Here is an 18,231-nt window from a genome sequence, read left to right on the forward strand (position 1 = left end):
GTTGAAGACTTCCGCATTCGAGGCGCACAGTGTCCAAGCTAGTTGTTATCGGTAACGGCCCTTCCCTAAAGGGCTTCGACTTTTCCAGGCTCAAGGGTGTCGACACCCTTGGCATGAATGCCGCCTACCGCTATTGGGATCAGATCGACTGGTATCCAACCATTTACACTTGCATGGATGACAAGGTCACCCAAACCCACCATCGGCACATCAAGCGGCTGATCGACGAGGGTCGAATCAAGCACTTCTTCCTGACCCGCTTCATGCTGGACTTTTATCCGGAGCTGAAAGACGACGCCAGAATCTTCTTCCTGGAGCAGCTCAACGAGCGCCACAAGTACCAGGCGACAAAATACGGGCTTAACTTCATCGGCAGCCCCTACTTCAAGACCAGCGCACCCGCAAAAATCACTACCGGTTCCTGCGCTGTACGCTTCGGCTGCTTCCTCGGCTACACCTCCGTCTCCATCATTGGCGTCGACTTGGAGTACCAGGAGATCAGCACTGGAGTATCGCGCCGCGAAGGCATCGGCCTGGAGATCACCGAGAAGATCACCAACAACCCCAACTATTTCTTCGACGGCTATCAGCAGGCTGGGGACAGCTTCAATATCCCCAACCCACCCCACCTAGGCGACCTGCACTTCGATGTATTCAAGATTCTAGCGGACGACCGGCGGTCTTGTTTCTGGCCGGTGAGCCTTTACAACTCCAACCGCAAATCCAAGCTGTTCCAGAAAGAGGTGTTCGAATACAAGGAGCTGGATGACTTCCTGGAGCAGCCGGCCGACTCGCAGGCTGTACACCCAGCCGCCGAAAACTGTATCGCAAATATCCGCATACTGGTGCTAGACCTCACCCATATCAGCCACCTGTCCGCTACGGGGCAGATCAAGGGTTTGTTCTTCAGGGATGCCATCCCGACTAATGTGGCGCAGATATGCGTCAGTTTTGATATGCGCGGAATATCGGGGGCGGTAGGCCTGGACCGTATCACAACCAACGACTTCACCGCCTTCGCCTCCCAGGCTGAGATCATCGCCTTTGCGCGGAACTTTGCGCCCGATGTCATTTACTACCGCCCCATCGACTCGGTGCTGCTTCATGAAACCGCCTGTGCGCTGAAGGAGAAACTGAATGTCCCGGTCGTCTCCCATCTGATGGATGACTGGGTGCTTAGGCACAAGAACGATGGCATCGGAAAATTCCGTCAGTGGGAAGAGCGGATGCTGGACATCGTCGGCATGTCGAGCAAGCTGCTGGCCATCTCGCAAAAAATGGCCGATGCCTACGGCGTGCGCTATGGCGGCGAATGGCAGGTGCTGGCCAATGGGATTGACCTGAACACCTTCCCGCTCCCCGAGAAGACAAGCCGCGCCAAAAAGAACATCCGCTACATGGGTGGCGCCGCCGAAAACATGAATTATCACGCCATCGTGCAGTTCGCGAGAGCGATAGAGAACGACAAGCGCCTGGCCAGCCTGTTCACCTTGGAAATCTACACTATGCCCTGGTACATGAAGAACCTTGGCGAGGCACTGGATGGCTTCGAGACCTGTAGGATTTTCGAGCTGGTCGACGAGGACAGGTACGCTGAAACCCTAAAGACCGCCGATGCCCTGCTGATCGCCTATAACTTCGACAGCGCCACCGAGCAATATGTGTCTTTATCGATGGCCAACAAGATGCCGGAGTGCCTGGCCTCAGGTGTACCGGTTATCGCTTACGGCCCGAGCACAATCGCCACCATCGAATTGCTGGAAAAATACGGCCTGGCTCATGTGGTCAATCAGGAAGATGCTACTCACCTCGAAAAGGTGCTAACCGTCCTGGCATCCAATTCCCCCGTCACGCAGACCATCGCACGGCGCGCTAGAAGCTTTGCCGGCCACTTCCTGAGTGCCGAAGCCGTGGTCGCGAAATTCAACCAGACGCTGGTAGCAGCCACGGCGGCCTCGGCAGAGCCTATGGATAGCGAGAATTCATTGACTCGCGACACTCTCGATGTGGAAGAGCACCTGACGGACCAGGATCTGACTCTGCAGTACGCTAACGAGTGCCTGGCCAACGGCCTGTACGTCCGGGCCATCGCCATTTACTTTAAAATCTTGCCCCGGCTCGAGTTCATGCGCGCCAGCGTTGAATTCAATATCAGCCTCGCCTTCCGGCGCCTGGGGTATGAACATATTAATCCCGGTGTAGTCAGAAGCCGCTTTCTGTAACCGACCGAGCGAACAGGTGATGTAAATGATAATTCTGGATTGCACGCTTCGAGACGGCGGTTACTACAACAACTGGAACTTCTCCAGCGAGCTCATCAGCGCCTACCTTGAGGCGATCAGCGCGGCCAATGTAGACGTCGTTGAGCTCGGCCTGCGCAGCCTGGAGAACACCGGTTTCAAAGGGGCTTGCGCCTACACCGATGACGAGTTCATTCGCTCGCTCGCGGTACCCGCAGCCCTGAAAGTCGGCGTCATGGTCAACGCCTCCGAGTTGCTAGCCGCCCCGGCCGTGGAAGATGCGCTGACCGCCCTGTTTCCCTGCGATGCCTCGCAGTCGCCGGTAGACCTGGTGCGTGTCGCCTGCCATGTGCACGAGTTCGAGCGCGCCTTGCCGGCAGTGCACTGGCTGAAAGAACACGGCTTCATGGTCGGTTTCAATCTGATGCAAGTGGCAGACCGCACCGAGGAGGAGGTCAAGGCACTGGCCAGGGCCGCTACCACCTACCCGCTGGATGCGCTGTATTTCGCGGACAGCATGGGCAGCATGAACCCCGCACAAACCGCCAGGATTGTCGGCTGGCTGCGCAGCGAATGGAAAGGCGCACTGGGCATCCACACCCACGACAACCTGGGCCTGGCCCTGTCGAACACATTGCGCGCCATTGAGGAAGGCGTTACCTGGGTGGACGCTACCGTCACCGGCATGGGCCGTGGCCCTGGCAATGCCCGCACGGAAGAGCTGGCCATCGAGATCGCCGAGCTGCGTGGCCAGAAGGTCAACATGGTTCCACTGCTGACGGCCGTGCGTAAATACTTCCGCCCCATGCAGAAGGAGTTCGGCTGGGGAACCAACCCCTACTACTACCTGGCGGGCAAGTATTCCATCCACCCTACCTATGTCCAGGAAATGCTCAGCGACACGCGTTTCAGTGAAGAAGACATCATTGCCGCGATTAATCATCTGAAAGTCGAGGGGGGCAAAAAGTACCGCGCCAGTACGCTGGATGCCGCCCGCCACTTCTACCAGGGTGAACCGATAGGCAACTGGAACGCAACGCAGGCATTCTCTGGACGCGAGGTATTGCTGCTGGGCACGGGCCCCGGCGTCGCCAATCACCGGGCCGCCCTGGAGAAGTTCATTCTCAAGCACAAGCCAGTCGTCGTTGCCCTGAATACGCAGAACGCTATCCGCGCCGACCTGATCGACTACCGGATCGCCAGCCACCCGGTTCGCTTGCTGGCGGACTGCGAAGTGCATGCGCGCATGCCGCAGCCACTGATCACACCGTTTTCGATGCTTTCCGAAGATGTGCGATCCGCATTGGGTGGCAAGGATGTCCTGGACTTCGGCCTGAACATCAAAAAAGAGATTTTTGAATTTCTCGACACTCTCTGCACCATCCCCAGCCCCCTGGTCATGGCCTATGCATTCGCCACGCTGACCAGCGGCAGCGCAAAGCAGATCTATCTGGCTGGTTTTGACGGCTATCCCGGCGAAGACTCGCGAAATACCGAGATGAATGACATCGTCAAACTCTACCTTGCCCATGCGGCCGCCTTGCCGCTGACAGCCATCACACCCACCCGGTATGACATGAAATCCCTGAGTGTTTATGGGTTGGTATCATGAATAGTCCTGTCTCCTGCTTCCTGCCGTGCCGCGCAGGCAGCGAGCGTGTCCCCAAGAAGAACATCAAACCTTTCGCCGGTATCCCGCACGGCCTGATCGAGCTGAAACTTCGTCAGCTCCTGGGCTGCGCGGCAATCGATGAAGTGGTTCTATCGACCAACGACGAAGAAATACTGGATTACGCCTACTCCCTGGGCGAATCGCGCATCCGCATTCACCAGCGCGACAGTGCACTGGCATCCAGCCAGACCAGCACCGACGAGCTGGTCGCCCATGCCCTCGCCCTGATCCCGCAAGGCCATATTCTCTGGACGCACGTCACCTCGCCCTTCATCAACGCTGCGGTCTATCAGACCCTGATCGACAGTTACTTCAACTGCCTTGAGCAGGGTTATGACTCGTTGATGACCACTACGGAGTTGCATGGGTTTCTTTGGCAGGATGGCAAGCCACTGAACTATGACCGCACGCTTGAAAAGTGGCCCCGCACCCAGACGCTGAAATCGATCCATGAGGTCAATAGCGGTGCCTTCATCGCCTCGACCGACATTTATCGAGCGCTGGATGACCGCATTGGCGACAAGCCCTATCTGTACAGCACCAGCAAGCTGATAGGCCATGATATCGACTGGCCGGAAGACTTCCTGACAGCCGAGGCGCTGACGGAAAAAGGGCTGGTCTCGCTATGACGCCGAACCCTGCAAGTTACTCGACGCTGGTGTTCGACTGCGACGGCGTGGTGCTCGACTCCAACAAGGTCAAGACTCGCGCCTTTTACAATGCGGCGCTGCCCTATGGCGAGGCAGCCGCTCAGGCACTGGTTGACTACCACGTGGCCAACGGCGGTATTTCTCGTTACCGCAAATTCGAATACTTCCTCGAAACACTGGTCACCCAGCATTCCGCGGGTATTTTCGGACCGGATCTGCAGGCCTTACTGGATGCCTATGGCACATCCGTGCGCCACGGCTTGCTCAACTGCGCCGTGGCCGCCGGGCTGGCGGAGCTGCGCGCAGCAACTGCGGATGCCCGCTGGCTGATCGTTTCCGGTGGCGACCAGGCCGAACTGCGCGAGGTCTTTGCGCAGCGTGGGCTGGCAAAGATGTTCGATGGCGGCATCTTTGGCAGCCCCGACAGCAAGGATGAAATCCTCTCCACCCAGTTGGCCAATGGCAATATTCGTCCCAGGGCACTGTTCATCGGCGATAGCCGTTATGACCACGTCGCCTCGGCCGGAGCGGGCCTGGACTTTCTGTTCGTCAGCCAGTGGACGGAGTTTCCCGGCTGGCAGGGCTATTGCCAGGACAACGCGCTGAGTTGCATTCAAGCCATTCAGAACCTGCTGCCCGGCCGCGACCATTGATCGCCTATGGTTCCCGGGCAATGCAGGCATGAAGAATTAAATTCGATGAGCGTTTCCCTCAGCGTCATCATGATCGTCAAGAACGACAGGCTGCGTTTCCGGCGAGCACTGTCCAGCGTACTGGCGCAGAAAACCGCGGAGCTGGAGATCATCGTCATCGATGGCGGCTCGACCGACAGCACCCGGGAAGAGATCGCCGCCCATAAGGACCAGCTCCACTATTGGGAATCGGGCCTCGACAAGGGCATCGCCGATGCCTTCAACCGGGGCATAGCGCAGGCACGTGGCGAGTTCATCGCCACCCTCAACAGCGACGACACCTGGGAGCCCGACACCTTGCGCCTGGTGCAGGAGGCGCAACAGCAGAACCCACAGGCTTCGGTGCTGTGCGGCGCGGTACGTTATCTGGATCCCGACAGTGGCTACAGCTACGTGCGCTACCCTAACCCGGCGGCACTCAAGTTCAGAATGTGGGTCTTCCACCCCTCCCTGTTCGTCTCTCGCGCCGCCTATGCTCGCGTCGGCGGCTATGAGCCGCAGTACTCGCACGCCATGGATTCTGAGTGGTGCCATCGGGCGCTGGCCCGTGGTGAGAAGTTTGAGGTAATACCCGCCGTGCTGGCGAATATGTCACTTGGTGGCCTGAGCGATCGCGATTTCGTGATCAGCCTGCGGCAATACCGCGACTCAGTCATGCGCAATGGCTTGTGTGGCCCCGTGGAGGCATGGACCTACTACCTGCTCTTCCTAGGACTGAAAAAGGCCATGCTGGCACCGCTAATGCAGCCTGTGAAAAAACTTCGAGACAGGCTAATTCGCCATTCGTGACAGATGCATATGCCGTGAAATAGATCAATAGGCAATAGGCAATAGGCAATAGGCAATAGGCAATAGGCAATAGGCAATAGGCAATAGGCAATAGCTTATAGATCAGTCATTAAATGTGCAGCTGAAAAGCACCATCTATCCTTTAAACTTTTCCCACAAGTTCCGCAATCGACTCAGCAACGTAATGCGTTGACTAGTTTGCTCTATAGCCACGGATGGTATTGGCAACATAAGACCAGCCCATGCAATTACGTTTTTGACGAGGGCCTTCCAAGAATGCATGCGCAGATAGTCGCTACGCACCCTAGAGAGACCGGGCAGAAAGTCACCATAGTGCTGAGCCACATCTCGCACAGCCTCAGCCAGAGAGACCGGATCTGGATTAGCGCATACCCCAATATTACCAGCCTCAACAATATCTGAAAGCCAAGTATTCTTGAGCACAACCACAGGTTTGCCTAGAAGAAACGCATCGACAAGAATACCCGATGTTCGGCGGCGGAATGCTTCTGATAGATAGGGAATGACGACAATATCTGCAGTACGGATCATGTCGATGAACTCATCATCTGATAAATCATCATCCAAGATTTCGACCTTACTCCCTGCTTCTGCAAGCAAGTGCTGCAGAGAATCCTCTAGCTCCTTGCCCGACACATGGTCAATGCGTGCGCGCAGACTAAGCCTGAGGTCGGGGGAATCAACCAGCAATTCACAAGCGCTTGCAGCAAGGAGAAAACCCTTTTCCTTGCGCGCTCCCCCTGGAAAAACCACCCGAAGCGGTTTGCCCGGCTGTGCTTCCGGCAATTTGGCGAGTTCCACCACGGCCTTGTCGTCGAAAGTGGTGCTGGGATGGGGCAATACCGGCAAATTAACCGACCAATCCCTGAGAAACTCATCAGTAATCTGCTGGGTTGAATGCGTGAGGAAAACCTGGCTAGAGCGCTCCAGGCGCTTTACCACTGGATACCACAGAGATTTATAATCCGGATCGTTCTGTTCGAAGCTGTATGACCAAAACAGATTGAGTACAGCCCTGAACCGCGGCCGCGTTATCAATAGATGCTCGATCGCTTCTGCAACATCGACACTACCGACATACATGAAAATGCAAATTTTACCCTTAGGGTAGCGCACCTCAAGCTTGGAGAAGGCCTCGGAAAGCTCTGAGGAAAACTGAATCACATTGGCGTTATTCGTGCTTGGCCACTTTCTACCCACGGTCCAACTGTGAACCGAAAAAACTGGTAGAACCAATTCAGCGATATCTGGAAAAAATTTTGGATCAAGTTCCTTGCGACAGATCAGTGCGAATCCGATACCCAGGTCATGACAACCTTCTGCAACGCGCTTGTCGTAGGCCAAAAAGTGTCCCCAGTCGCCCTTAGCATCAGGATCGATAATGGCAAACACTGAAACATCCGACTCCGATCGCTCTGAACTGTCGGCCTCACGCATAGGTCGCGCAGGATTCATTGAGGGTGTAATCATCTAGACCGCCTTCGCCGCATCTTCGAGATGCTGTCAGCACCCCCTCTAAATCGCGGCATTGGGCAGCATTCTAATCGTCGTAATTAACGGGAGTCAAAACCATGACCCAAGCCGCAGCCATCCGTGCGATGCACTGCACTGCACTGCACTGCACTGCACACCATGGAGAACATGAATCCGGCACGAAAGCCAGGACTGCCGGCTAGCTCCGCAGCGAATAGAACGGCGCGCTAGGCATCCACATCCACGACAACTTACCCCCACCCAACACGTCACGTGCTTTGAGAGAGCGTTATCTGGGTAGAGCCACGTGACCGATGGACTTCCGCGTCGGTGACACCCGCACTGAAGAACCGGCCATTGAAGCAGCAGAAGCGCGGGGACAACCTTAGCTCAGGCATTGATGAACCGAACATACTCGCAAATAATAATACTCCAGATATCATCGAATTATTTCTATCCGATAATGCACTACCACAACACACGAAAACTGAAACACACACCTAATACTTAAGCACTCCTGAGCCCTGCAAAACAACTGACTAATAAATTCCATGAGACACATACCAAGCATCATCGCTGGATTAATTTTCGCACTCATCAGCACAACGCCCATAGCATAAGAGCGACCAAACATCCTCTTCCTCTTTGCTGATGACCATGCCTATGACGCTACCGGCTTGATGAGTGAAGGTTACGTACAAACACCAACCATCGACAAAATCTCAGTCGCATTTAATGCGCCACACGACCCTCGCCAGCCCCCTCAGAAATATCTCGTTCTCTATCCGCTGGAGTCGGCCCCACTACCGTCGAGCTTCATGCCCTCCTACCCGCACACCAAGCAGATGGGCATCTGGGACATTCGCGCTGAAACGCTGGCACCGCGGCCACGCACGGAGTTCGCGATAAAAGTACACCGCCGCGAATATTATGCATTAATCAGTCATATGGACGCGCAGATTTCTCGCATTCTCGGGGAATTAAAGAATCAAGGAATGAGCGATAACACGGTGATTATCTACACCGCAGATAACGGTTTAAGCATTGGCAATAACAGCTTCATGGCCAAGCAGAGCATGTACGACCACAGCCTGGCCTCCCCACTCATAATTTCCGGCCCGAAAATACCCAAAGGCATACAAAGCAATCAACGAATTTATATTCAGGACATCATGCCCACCACTCTTGAGATCTCCGACCTGGTAAAGTCAGACTTCGCGGATGTTGACTTTGATAGCCTGCTACCACTCAACCAGCATGCAACACAGAAGCACTCAAGCCCGATTTACGGGGCCTACATGGACTTCATGTCGCTGCGTTATAAAAGGCAAATGGAAGCTTATTTATTACCCAAAATCCAGTAGGTATCACCTATTCAATCTGGAAAGCGATCCGAATGAACTATCCGATTTGGCGCATGACCCTGCGAATAAAGCCCTTATACAGGAGCTATTCAGCACACTGAGCAGTCTGCAGAGTGAACTGGGCGATCCGTATGTGCCGCCCCCAATGGCCATGCCTGCAAGATAAAAGTGCAAATGCGATTTGCAGCAACCTGCACACTCTAGCAAGCCTCAGCTTAACCTTCTGCGATGGTTCTGTGCTTGCGTCGCCGCAAGCACAGGCCCGTCACTAGTCAGATAGCTAACCGAGCCTGGCGCGTTCAGACCCGGCCACTCCGCAGCATGAGCCACCCATCGCCGCCCACAATTATTGTGGGCGCGGCCACCCGAAAATAGTCATGCCTGCAAAAAACTATGAATAGGTATAACCAAAAAGCTCTATCTCGGCCTTCAGCTTTTCCATAACAACCGCAGCCGACTCACTGTCGTAATACTTCGAATAATCTTCACGGTTCGACTTGTTTCTGTGAGGCAGACTGGTGCGCGGCAGTCGCAGCAAATTACAGACCTGATCAAAATCAGCCTGGATGTTTTCGTAGCGCACCACGCATGACATTTTTGCAACTGCGGCCTGCAGTTCATCACCGTCAACAGCCAGATAGTGCGCAAGGGGCTTGACCTCCGGGGAGTTTATGAACTGTAGGAAAGCCTCTCGACTCCATACGACCTGGCCGCGGTGCGGGGAAAAATAATGAGAGACAACGCGTTCCCAGGGATTTCTTACGCAGCAGAACTTGAACAGCCCATCGCACATTTCTGAACCATACTCCCGACGATACTCTTCATAAGTCGAGTGCTTGTGCGTATTGTATTTCTGCGAGCGAACTTCAAAGCGCTCAACGCCATCCTGATGCGGGGAAAGACAAACCACTTCATCATCAGAATACTGGGAGATTATATTCTGAATCGAATTCCCACCCGTTTTGGGAATATGGATGAACAAAAAATTATGCTTTAAAGACAACACAATACAACCCTCATAAATTATAACCGCAATCTGCTTAGCTTCAGCCGCTGAAAGAGCTTCGAACGCCTACCTCAGACTCACGATAAGTACGAATTGTACCGATGCTTCACCCAAGCATCGAACAGGCTCTATCAAACCATTTACAGCTAGTCCGGCCTGAGCACCTCAAGCGTGCTCTGAACCGCCAGTTTCCAATCATAGCGGGCGAGCTGCTCGGTAATCTGCGCAACACAGTCGGCATAAGACTTCTGATCAGTCAGCAGCCGTTCGATACCGGCGCGGATGCTCTCGACCTGCAACGGATCTACCAGACAGCCCCCGCCTCCAGCCACCTCCGGCATGGAACTGCAGTTGGCGGTGACGACCGGCACGCCGAACTGGAAGGCTTCGAGGATCGGCAGGCCGAAGCCTTCATAGAGTGAGGGCATCAGCAGTAACCGGGCTTTCGAGTAGATATAGCCTAGCTCCGCTCCTGAAACCGCCCCAAGCGCCACAACATCCGTGCGGATGCCCAGCTGATCGACCAGTTGTTCGATATCGACCATCCAGCCATGCCCGCCAGCCAGCACCAGTGGGTAAGCAGAGCGCAGCTCTGGCGCAAGTTGCGCATACGCCTCAAGCAGACGCTGGATGTTCTTGCGCGGCTCGGGTGTGCCGACAAACAGCAGGTACTGCTGCGGCAACGCCCGCTCACAAGCGCCTGCCTCGAGGCGGGTGACGCCACAGGGTATGACGTGAACCTTGGTCTGGGTTGCGGGGAAATAGCGCGCAAGGTCGCTGCGACTGGACGCGGAGATGGTGATGATCCGTGCAGCCTTGCGCAGCGAATGCGGCATCTGCAGGCGCTCGGACCAGTACTGCAATGGCTTCATCGTCTCGGGGAAGCGCTTCCAGGTCAGGTCGTGGATCGTCACGACGGCACGCACAGACGACGGCATGAACAGCGGCAGGTGATGCCGCGGCGACCAGAACACGTCGAGGCCATCGCGCTTGAGCTGGCGCGGCAAAGCAACCTGATACCACATATGCTCGGCCAGGCTGCCGGACTGCCCGGACAAGCGCAGGGTGACATTGGGCCTGTTGGCGAACGGAGCTTCGAATACCTGATCGCAGTAGAGAAACCAGTGCACATCCTGCGCCTCGGTCAAGAGGCTCAGTAACTCGCGGGTATAACGGCCTATCCCCGACAGCGGCCTGCTAAGCGGCCTGCAATCGACACCCACTTTCAACATCTGCATATCGCCTGTGCTGGGAAGGGCAAGAGTAGCCGCCTCAATGGCCAGCAGATCCCTTGCAAAGCGCAATTACACCCGACAAGCTAGCCGCCTTCAATTTCAATCTGATACAGCAGGCATTGCATGCGCATTCTGGTCACCGGAGGAGCAGGTTTCATAGGCTCGGCACTTGTCCGTCATATTCTGCGGCAAACCGAGCACAGTGTGCTCAACCTCGACAAGCTCACCTATGCCGGTAACCTCGAGTCGCTCGCCTCTGTCGAAAACAACTCGCGCCACCAGTTCGTCCAGGCCGATATCGGCGACCGCGAAACCGTCAGCCGCGTGCTCGCCGAGTTCCAGCCAGACGCCATCATGCACCTGGCGGCCGAGTCCCACGTCGATCGCTCCATCGACGGCCCTGGCGAGTTCATCCAGACCAATATCGTCGGCACCTACAACCTGCTGGAAGCCACTCGCACCTATTGGTCGGGCCTGCCGGAAGCGCGCAAGCACGCCTTCCGCTTCCACCATATTTCCACCGACGAGGTGTATGGCGACCTGCACGGCGTGGACGATCTGTTCACCGAAACCACGCCCTACGCCCCCAGCTCGCCCTACTCGGCCAGCAAGGCAGCCTCCGACCATCTGGTGCGTGCCTGGCAGCGCACTTATGGCCTGCCGGTATTGCTGACCAACTGCTCGAACAACTACGGGCCGTTCCACTTCCCGGAAAAACTGATCCCGCTGGTGATTCTCAACGCCCTGGATGGCAAGCCGCTGCCAGTCTACGGCGACGGCTTGCAGGTCCGCGATTGGCTATTCGTCGAAGATCATGCGCGCGCCCTGCTCAAGGTGGTGAGCGAAGGCCAGGTCGGCGAGACCTACAACATCGGCGGCCATAACGAGCAGAAGAACATCGACGTGGTGCGCGCCATCTGCGCCCTGCTGGAAGAGCTAGCGCCGCACAAACCGGCTGGCCTGGCCCGCTATGAAGACCTGATCACCTTCGTCAAGGATCGCCCCGGTCACGACCAGCGCTATGCCATCGACGCAGGCAAGATCGAGCGCGAGCTCGGCTGGGTGCCGCAGGAAACCTTCGCCAGTGGCCTGCGCAAGACCGTGCAGTGGTACCTGGACAACCTCGAATGGTGCCGCCATGTACAGGACGGCAGCTATCAACGTGAACGCCTTGGAGCCTCAGCATGAAAGGAATCATCCTCGCCGGCGGGTCCGGCACCCGCTTGCACCCCATTACCCTGGGTGTGTCCAAGCAACTGCTGCCGATCTACGACAAGCCGATGATCTATTACCCGATCTCGGTGCTGATGCTGGCCGGCATCCGCGACATCCTGATCATTTCCACCCCGCACGACCTGCCGCAGTTCGAGAAGATGCTCGGCGATGGCAGCCAGTTCGGTGTGCGCTTCAGCTACGCCGAGCAACCCTCGCCGGACGGCCTGGCGCAGGCGTTCCTGATCGGTGAGGAGTTCATTGGCAAGGATCCGGTGTGTCTGATCCTTGGCGACAACATCTTCCACGGCCAGCACTTCAGCGAAATGCTCCTGCGCGCCGCAGCGGAGCCCAGCGGGGCTTCCGTATTCGGCTACTGGGTCAGCGACCCGGAGCGTTTTGGCGTGGTCGAGTTCGATGCTCAGGGCACCGCCATCTCCATCGAGGAAAAGCCCAAGCAGCCCAAATCCAGCTACGCAGTGACCGGCCTGTATTTCTACGACAACGACGTCATCGAGATCGCCAAGGCGGTCAAGCCGTCGCCACGCGGCGAACTGGAGATCACCGACGTCAACATTGCCTACCTGGAGCGCGGCGACCTGCGCGTCGAACGCTTTGGTCGCGGCTTCGCCTGGCTCGACACCGGCACTCACGACAGCCTGCTGGAGGCCTCGCAGTACGTGCAGACCATCGAGCACCGCCAGGGCCTGAAAGTCGCCTGCCTGGAAGAAATCGCCTTCCAGCATGGCTGGATCGACCGCGAGCAGTTGCTCAGCCAGGCCAAGGCCTTCGGCAAGACCGGTTATGGCCAATACCTCTACCAGCTTGCCGGAGAGCATGCATGAATGTGACCCAGACCCTACTCCCAGAGGTGCTGGTTATCGAGCCACGCGTATTCGGCGACGAGCGTGGCTTCTTCTACGAAAGTTTCAACGCCAAGGCATTTGCCGAAGCCACCGGCCTGCAGCGCGAGTTCGTCCAGGACAACCACTCGCGTTCGCAGCGCGGCGTATTGCGCGGCCTGCATTACCAGATCGAGCAGGCGCAAGGGAAACTGGTGCGCGTCATCGCGGGTGAAGTGCTGGATGTGGCGGTGGATATCCGTCGTGGCTCGGCCAACTTCGGCAAATGGGCCGCGGTGCGCTTATCCGCAGAAAACAGACGGCAGATCTGGGTTCCCGAAGGGTTCGCCCACGGTTTCGTGGTGCTCAGCGAGAGCGCCGAAGTGCTCTACAAGACCACCGACTACTATGCCCCCGCCCACGAGCGTTCGATTCGCTGGGATGACCCGAGCCTGGCCATCGACTGGCAATTCGACGGCACGCCGCAACTGTCGGCCAAGGATCTGGCCGGCAAGAGCCTGCAGGACGCCGAGCTGTTTCCATGAAAGTCCTGATCACCGGCCGCCAAGGCCAAGTCTCCCGCGAGCTGCAGCTGAGCCTGCCGAATGCCGAGCTGCTGGTGCTCGGCCAGGAACAGCTGAACCTCGCCGACAGTGATGCAATTCGCCGGCAGGTGCGCGCGCTGCGCCCGGACCTGATCATCAACGCCGCGGCCCACACCGCCGTGGATCAGGCCGAGAGCGAGCCTGAAGCAGCCTTCGCCATCAATTCTGTGGCCCCCGGCGTGCTAGCCGAGGAAGCAGCGACGCTGGCAGTGCCACTGATCCACTACTCCACCGACTACGTGTTCGATGGCAGCAAGGACGGCCTCTACAGCGAAGACGACGCCACCGGCCCGCTGGGTGTCTACGGACGCAGCAAACTGGCCGGCGAGGACGCCATCCGCGCGGTCGGCGGCCAGCACCTGATCCTGCGCACCAGCTGGATCTACTCGCTGCACGGCAAGAACTTCCTGCTGACCATGCAGCGCCTGCTGCAGGAGCGCGAGGAGCTGCGCGTGGTCGGCGACCAGGTCGGCGCGCCCACCTGGGCCGGCAGCATCGCCCAGGCTACTGCCGAACTGGTCCAGCATTGGCAGAATGGTCAAGCCGGTGCCTGGGGCACCTATCACCTCACCGGCCTGGGCGAGACCTCCTGGTTCGGTTTCGCCAGCGCCATCGCCGAGCAACTACGCCTGCAGGGCAAGCCCTGCGCGCGCCTGGAGCCGATTCCGTCGAGCGCCTATCCAACCCCCGCACAGCGCCCGCTCAATTCGCGCCTGGACTGCTCGCGCCTGCAGCGTGAATGGAACATCCGCCTGCCGAACTGGCACGACGCGCTGCTGGAATGCCTGAGCAACCCGCGCTGAATCGCTGCGGTGCATAATGCGCCTGTCCTCCAGGCGCATTGCTGCATGACCCCGACCCCGACACCCCACCGCCCCCGCTGGCGTAGCCTCGCCCTGCTGGCCCTGTTGCTGGCGCCCTTGCTGTGGCCGCTGCAGCAGTTGGCCGAGCGTTACTACCGCGATGAACTGATCGAACAGAATCGCCAGACCCTCGACCTGTATGTCGCCAACCTGCTCGGCACGCTGCGCCGCTTCGAGGTGCTGCCGGCGATTCTCGGGGATCTACCGGACTTGCGCGGCGCCCTCCTGCAACCACAGGACGCGCCAGCCCTGGCCAAAGCCAACCAGCTGCTCAGCCGCGTACGCGAGCAGACCGGCGCCGATGTGATCTACCTGATGGACGCCCGCGGCATCACCCGCGCCGCGTCCAATCACGACCAGGCCGACAGTTTCATCGGCCGCGACTTCACCTTTCGCCCCTACTACCGCGCCGCCAGCGAAGGCCGCCTTGGGCGCTTCTTCGGCCAAGGCACCACCTCGGGCAAGCGCGGTTATTACTTCGCCGCTGGCATCCGTGACGAGCAGCAGCGCCTGGGCGTTCTGGTGCTCAAAGTCGACCTCGACTACACCGAGCGCCTGTGGGGCAAGACGCCGGAACAGCTACTGGTAACCGATGCCAACGGGGTGATCATCCTCACCTCCAACCCCGACTGGCGCTTTCGTGCCACACGCCCGCTGAGCCGCCAGGAGCTGGCGCGCATCGCGGCCGAGCAGCCCTATCCGACCCTCAATCCACAGCCCCTGACCCTCGACGACAGCCAATGGCTGATGCAGAGCCGCGAGCTCGAGGAAACCGGCTGGACGGTGAACATCCTCGCCCCGCGCAACCAGCTCGAACGCCCGGTGCAGACCGTCGTGGCCATCGGCGGTGCCAGCCTGCTGGCGCTGCTCCTGCTGCTCGGCCTGCTGCTGCAGCGGCGCCGTCATTACATCGAGCGCATCGCCCTGGATGCCCGCGCCAAGCGTGAACTGGAGATCCGCGTGCTGGAGCGCACCCGCGATCTGGAGACCCTCAACAACCGCCTCAAGGACGAAGTGCTGGAGCGCGAGCAGGCTCAACAGGATCTGCTGCGTACCCAGGATGACCTGGTCCAGGCCAGCAAGCTCACTGCCCTGGGCACCATGAGCGCGAGCATCAGCCACGAACTCAACCAGCCGCTGGCAGCGATCCGCAGCTACGCCGACAACGCCGGCGTGCTGCTCGACCATCAGCGCCATGACGACGTACGCGGCAACCTGCGGCAGATCAGCGAGCTCACGGCGCGCATGGCCTCGATCATCGCCCACCTTCGCGCCTTCGCTCGACGCGATCGGCATGCCCCCGAGAGCGTGGCCCTGCAACCGGCGCTGGACGATGCCCTGGCGCTGTTGGCCAAGCGCCGCCGCGCGCTGGATGTGGAGCTGATCCGCGACCTGCCGGCTGCCACGCTATGGGTACAGGCCGGCGAAACCCGGCTGCGCCAGGTGCTCGGTAACGTGCTGGCCAATGCCCTCGATGCGCTGAGCGAGCGAGCACCGCCGCGCCGCCTGTGGCTGAGTAGCGAAACCAGCGCAACGGGCGTCAACCTGATCCTGCGCGACAATGGTCCCGGCTTCAGCCCGCAGGCGCTGCAACATGCGCGCGAGCCCTTCTTCACCACCAAGACCAGCACCCAGGGCCTCGGCCTGGGCCTGGCCATTTGCGAGACGCTGATGCGTGCCCTCGGTGGCGAGCTGCTGCTGGCCAACCACCCCGACGGCGGCGCGCTGATCACCCTGCAGCTGCGCCACACCGAACCCGGCACCAACCTGCAACCGCCCGAGGAGTTCTCATGAGCCGCATCGACAGCCGCACCCAGGTCCTGCTGATCGACGACGATCCGCACCTGCGCCAGGCGCTGGCGCAGACGCTCGACCTCGCCGGCCTGCGGGTGGAAACCCTGGCCGATGCCCAGGGCGTGGCGCAACGCATCGAGGCGGACTGGCCCGGCGTGGTAGTCAGCGACATTCGCATGCCGGGTATCGATGGCCTCGAGTTGCTGCGCCAGCTGCACGAGCAGGACGACGGCCTGCCCGTGCTGCTGATCACCGGCCACGGCGACGTGCCGCTGGCGGTCCAGGCGATGCGCGCCGGCGCCTATGACTTCCTGGAAAAACCCTTCGCCAGCGATGCGCTGCTCGACAGCGTGCACCGCGCCCTGAAACTGCGTCGCCTAGTGCTGGACAACCGCAACCTGCGCCTGGCCCTGGCCGACCGCAACCAGCTTGAGGCCCGCCTGATCGGCCAGTGCGCGCCGATGCAGCGCCTGCGCGAGCAGGTCGGTGCGCTAGCGGCGATCCATACCGATGTGCTGATCCACGGCGAAACCGGCGCCGGCAAAGAAGTGGTGGCGCGCGCCCTGCACGAATTGTCGGCACGCAAGAAGGGCCCCTTCGTGGCAATCAACGCCGGCGCCCTGGCCGAGTCGGTGGTGGAAAGCGAGCTGTTCGGCCACGAGCCCGGCGCGTTCACCGGCGCGCAGAAACGGCGCATCGGCAAGTTCGAGTTCGCCAATGGCGGCACCCTGTTCCTCGACGAAATCGAGAGCATGAGCCCGGATGTGCAGGTCAAGCTGCTGCGCCTGCTACAAGAGCGAGTGGTCGAGCGCCTCGGCGGCAATCAGCTGATCCCCCTGGATATCCGCGTGATCGCCGCGACCAAGGAAGACCTGCGCGTGGCCGCCGACCAGGGGCGCTTCCGCGCCGACCTGTACTACCGGCTGAATGTCGCGCCGCTGCGCATTCCACCGCTGCGTGAGCGCGGCGCAGACATCCTGCTGCTGTTCCAACAGCATGCCGAAGCCGCCGCCCAGCGCCACGGCCTGCCGGCGCGCAGCCTGCAACCAGGGCAGCGCGCGCAGCTGTTGAGCCATGCCTGGCCGGGTAATGTGCGCGAATTGCAGAACGCCGCCGAGCGCTTCGCCATGGGCCTGGAACTGGGCCTCGACCTGCCAGGCGAGACGTTGCCCGGCACGCTCGGCGGCGGCAGCCTGGGCGAGCAGGTGGATGCCTATGAGCGGGCGCTGATTGCCCGCGAAATGGGCAATGGCCACGGCTCGCTGCGTAGCCTCGCCGAAGCCCTCGGCCTGCCGCGCAAGACCCTGCACGACAAACTGCGCAAACATGGCCTGGAGCCCTCCGGCGCAGGCGACGAGCAGGACTGAGGCGCGGACTCAGTGCAGTTGCAGTTCGCCGCGATCGAGCAGAAAACGCTCCAGGTCTACTGACTCGCCAGGGCTGGCGCGCAGCTGCTGACGCAGGTCGTCGAACAGGCGGTCGTAATCCTCATGGAACGCGAACAGCACCGGATGCACTGGAGTGATACCGCGTCGCCGCAAACAGCGCCCGGCCGCCTGTAGAAAATTGAACGCCACATCGCGACGCAGGCTGAATTTATCGTGCAGCGCGCGACCGGCTACCTCGCCCTCCAACTGAAAATCCACATGACAGCCACGTTCGTCGCGGCATACCTGATAGTCCAGGTTCAGGTGGTAGCCCGGCTCGCCCGCAAGGGGCGGGCGCTGCACTGCAACGTGTCCAGGGCGGAACATAAGTACCTCCGTAGTCGAT

Annotated in this window: 16 protein-coding genes; 12 read left to right on the forward strand and 4 right to left on the reverse strand. The window is 59.3% G+C overall.

The genetic code is table 11. From position 1 onward, the window contains the following. Positions 1–29: 29 nt before the first annotated feature. The 5 genes from H3H51_RS17665 to H3H51_RS17685 are packed head-to-tail and all read left to right on the forward strand — an operon-like array spanning position 30 to position 6,043. Entirely contained in the window at positions 30–2,222 is a 2,193-nt protein-coding gene (locus H3H51_RS17665) for a glycosyltransferase family protein (RefSeq protein ID WP_183090385.1), read from the forward strand. Positions 2,223–2,247: 25 nt separating this feature from the next. Beyond that, positions 2,248–3,852: an aldolase catalytic domain-containing protein gene (locus H3H51_RS17670; protein ID WP_183090386.1), complete on the forward strand. Its 1,605-nt coding sequence runs from the start codon at positions 2,248–2,250 to the stop codon at positions 3,850–3,852. After that, positions 3,849–4,541, forward strand: coding sequence for an acylneuraminate cytidylyltransferase family protein (locus H3H51_RS17675; protein ID WP_183090387.1), 693 nt, complete (start codon positions 3,849–3,851; stop codon positions 4,539–4,541). Before H3H51_RS17670 ends, H3H51_RS17675 begins: the two co-directional genes overlap by 4 nt. Continuing rightward, complete coding sequence (locus H3H51_RS17680) at positions 4,538–5,215, forward strand: HAD family hydrolase (protein ID WP_183090388.1); 678 nt, start codon at positions 4,538–4,540, stop codon at positions 5,213–5,215. The genes H3H51_RS17675 and H3H51_RS17680 overlap by 4 nt, the downstream gene beginning before the upstream one ends. A gap of 45 nt (positions 5,216–5,260) precedes the next feature. Then, the gene (locus H3H51_RS17685) at positions 5,261–6,043 is read left to right on the forward strand and encodes a glycosyltransferase family 2 protein (protein WP_183090389.1); all 783 of its coding nucleotides are present in this window, start codon (positions 5,261–5,263) and stop codon (positions 6,041–6,043) included. A gap of 135 nt (positions 6,044–6,178) precedes the next feature. On the opposite strand, the gene H3H51_RS17690 is transcribed toward H3H51_RS17685, so the two are convergent. Next, positions 6,179–7,534, reverse strand: a complete 1,356-nt coding sequence (locus H3H51_RS17690) for a glycosyltransferase (RefSeq protein ID WP_183090390.1) — start codon at positions 7,532–7,534, stop codon at positions 6,179–6,181. Between the two features lie 683 nt (positions 7,535–8,217). Between H3H51_RS17690 and H3H51_RS17695 the strand changes: the two genes are divergently transcribed. Continuing rightward, positions 8,218–8,901: a sulfatase-like hydrolase/transferase gene (locus H3H51_RS17695; protein WP_183090391.1), complete on the forward strand. Its 684-nt coding sequence runs from the start codon at positions 8,218–8,220 to the stop codon at positions 8,899–8,901. Between the two features lie 391 nt (positions 8,902–9,292). Here H3H51_RS17695 and H3H51_RS17705 read toward each other — a convergent pair whose 3' ends face one another. Together H3H51_RS17705 and H3H51_RS17710 are read right to left on the reverse strand one after the other, a co-directional pair. Further along, positions 9,293–9,907, reverse strand: a complete 615-nt coding sequence (locus H3H51_RS17705) for a sulfotransferase family 2 domain-containing protein (RefSeq protein ID WP_328803681.1) — start codon at positions 9,905–9,907, stop codon at positions 9,293–9,295. 146 nt (positions 9,908–10,053) lie between these two features. Then, positions 10,054–11,145, reverse strand: a complete 1,092-nt coding sequence (locus H3H51_RS17710) for a glycosyltransferase family 4 protein (protein WP_183090394.1) — start codon at positions 11,143–11,145, stop codon at positions 10,054–10,056. Between the two features lie 120 nt (positions 11,146–11,265). Between H3H51_RS17710 and rfbB the strand changes: the two genes are divergently transcribed. Genes rfbB through H3H51_RS17740 form a run of 6 tightly spaced genes read left to right on the forward strand, consistent with a single transcriptional unit; the run spans position 11,266 to position 17,825 of the window. Next, on the forward strand, positions 11,266–12,330 hold the full coding sequence (rfbB, locus tag H3H51_RS17715) for a dTDP-glucose 4,6-dehydratase (protein WP_183090395.1): 1,065 nt from the start codon (positions 11,266–11,268) through the stop codon (positions 12,328–12,330). After that, positions 12,327–13,199 carry a glucose-1-phosphate thymidylyltransferase RfbA gene (gene rfbA, locus H3H51_RS17720; RefSeq protein ID WP_183090396.1) on the forward strand — a complete coding sequence of 291 codons (873 nt, stop codon included), beginning with the start codon at positions 12,327–12,329 and terminating at the stop codon, positions 13,197–13,199. Before rfbB ends, rfbA begins: the two co-directional genes overlap by 4 nt. Next, positions 13,196–13,741, forward strand: a complete 546-nt coding sequence (gene rfbC / locus H3H51_RS17725) for a dTDP-4-dehydrorhamnose 3,5-epimerase (RefSeq protein ID WP_183090397.1) — start codon at positions 13,196–13,198, stop codon at positions 13,739–13,741. Before rfbA ends, rfbC begins: the two co-directional genes overlap by 4 nt. Beyond that, entirely contained in the window at positions 13,738–14,604 is an 867-nt protein-coding gene (gene rfbD / locus H3H51_RS17730; protein ID WP_183090398.1) for a dTDP-4-dehydrorhamnose reductase, read from the forward strand. Before rfbC ends, rfbD begins: the two co-directional genes overlap by 4 nt. A gap of 45 nt (positions 14,605–14,649) precedes the next feature. Next, on the forward strand, positions 14,650–16,458 hold the full coding sequence (locus H3H51_RS17735; protein WP_183090399.1) for a sensor histidine kinase: 1,809 nt from the start codon (positions 14,650–14,652) through the stop codon (positions 16,456–16,458). Beyond that, positions 16,455–17,825, forward strand: coding sequence for a sigma-54-dependent transcriptional regulator (locus H3H51_RS17740; RefSeq protein ID WP_183090400.1), 1,371 nt, complete (start codon positions 16,455–16,457; stop codon positions 17,823–17,825). The genes H3H51_RS17735 and H3H51_RS17740 overlap by 4 nt, the downstream gene beginning before the upstream one ends. A gap of 9 nt (positions 17,826–17,834) precedes the next feature. Here the strand turns inward: H3H51_RS17740 and H3H51_RS17745 are convergent, their stop codons facing one another. Continuing rightward, on the reverse strand, positions 17,835–18,212 hold the full coding sequence (locus H3H51_RS17745) for a DUF5064 family protein (protein ID WP_183090401.1): 378 nt from the start codon (positions 18,210–18,212) through the stop codon (positions 17,835–17,837). Positions 18,213–18,231: the final 19 nt, after the last annotated feature.

It is taken from the genome of Aquipseudomonas ullengensis (assembly GCF_014174475.1).
In the GTDB taxonomy this organism is placed as follows: Bacteria; Pseudomonadota; Gammaproteobacteria; order Pseudomonadales; family Pseudomonadaceae; genus Aquipseudomonas; species Aquipseudomonas ullengensis.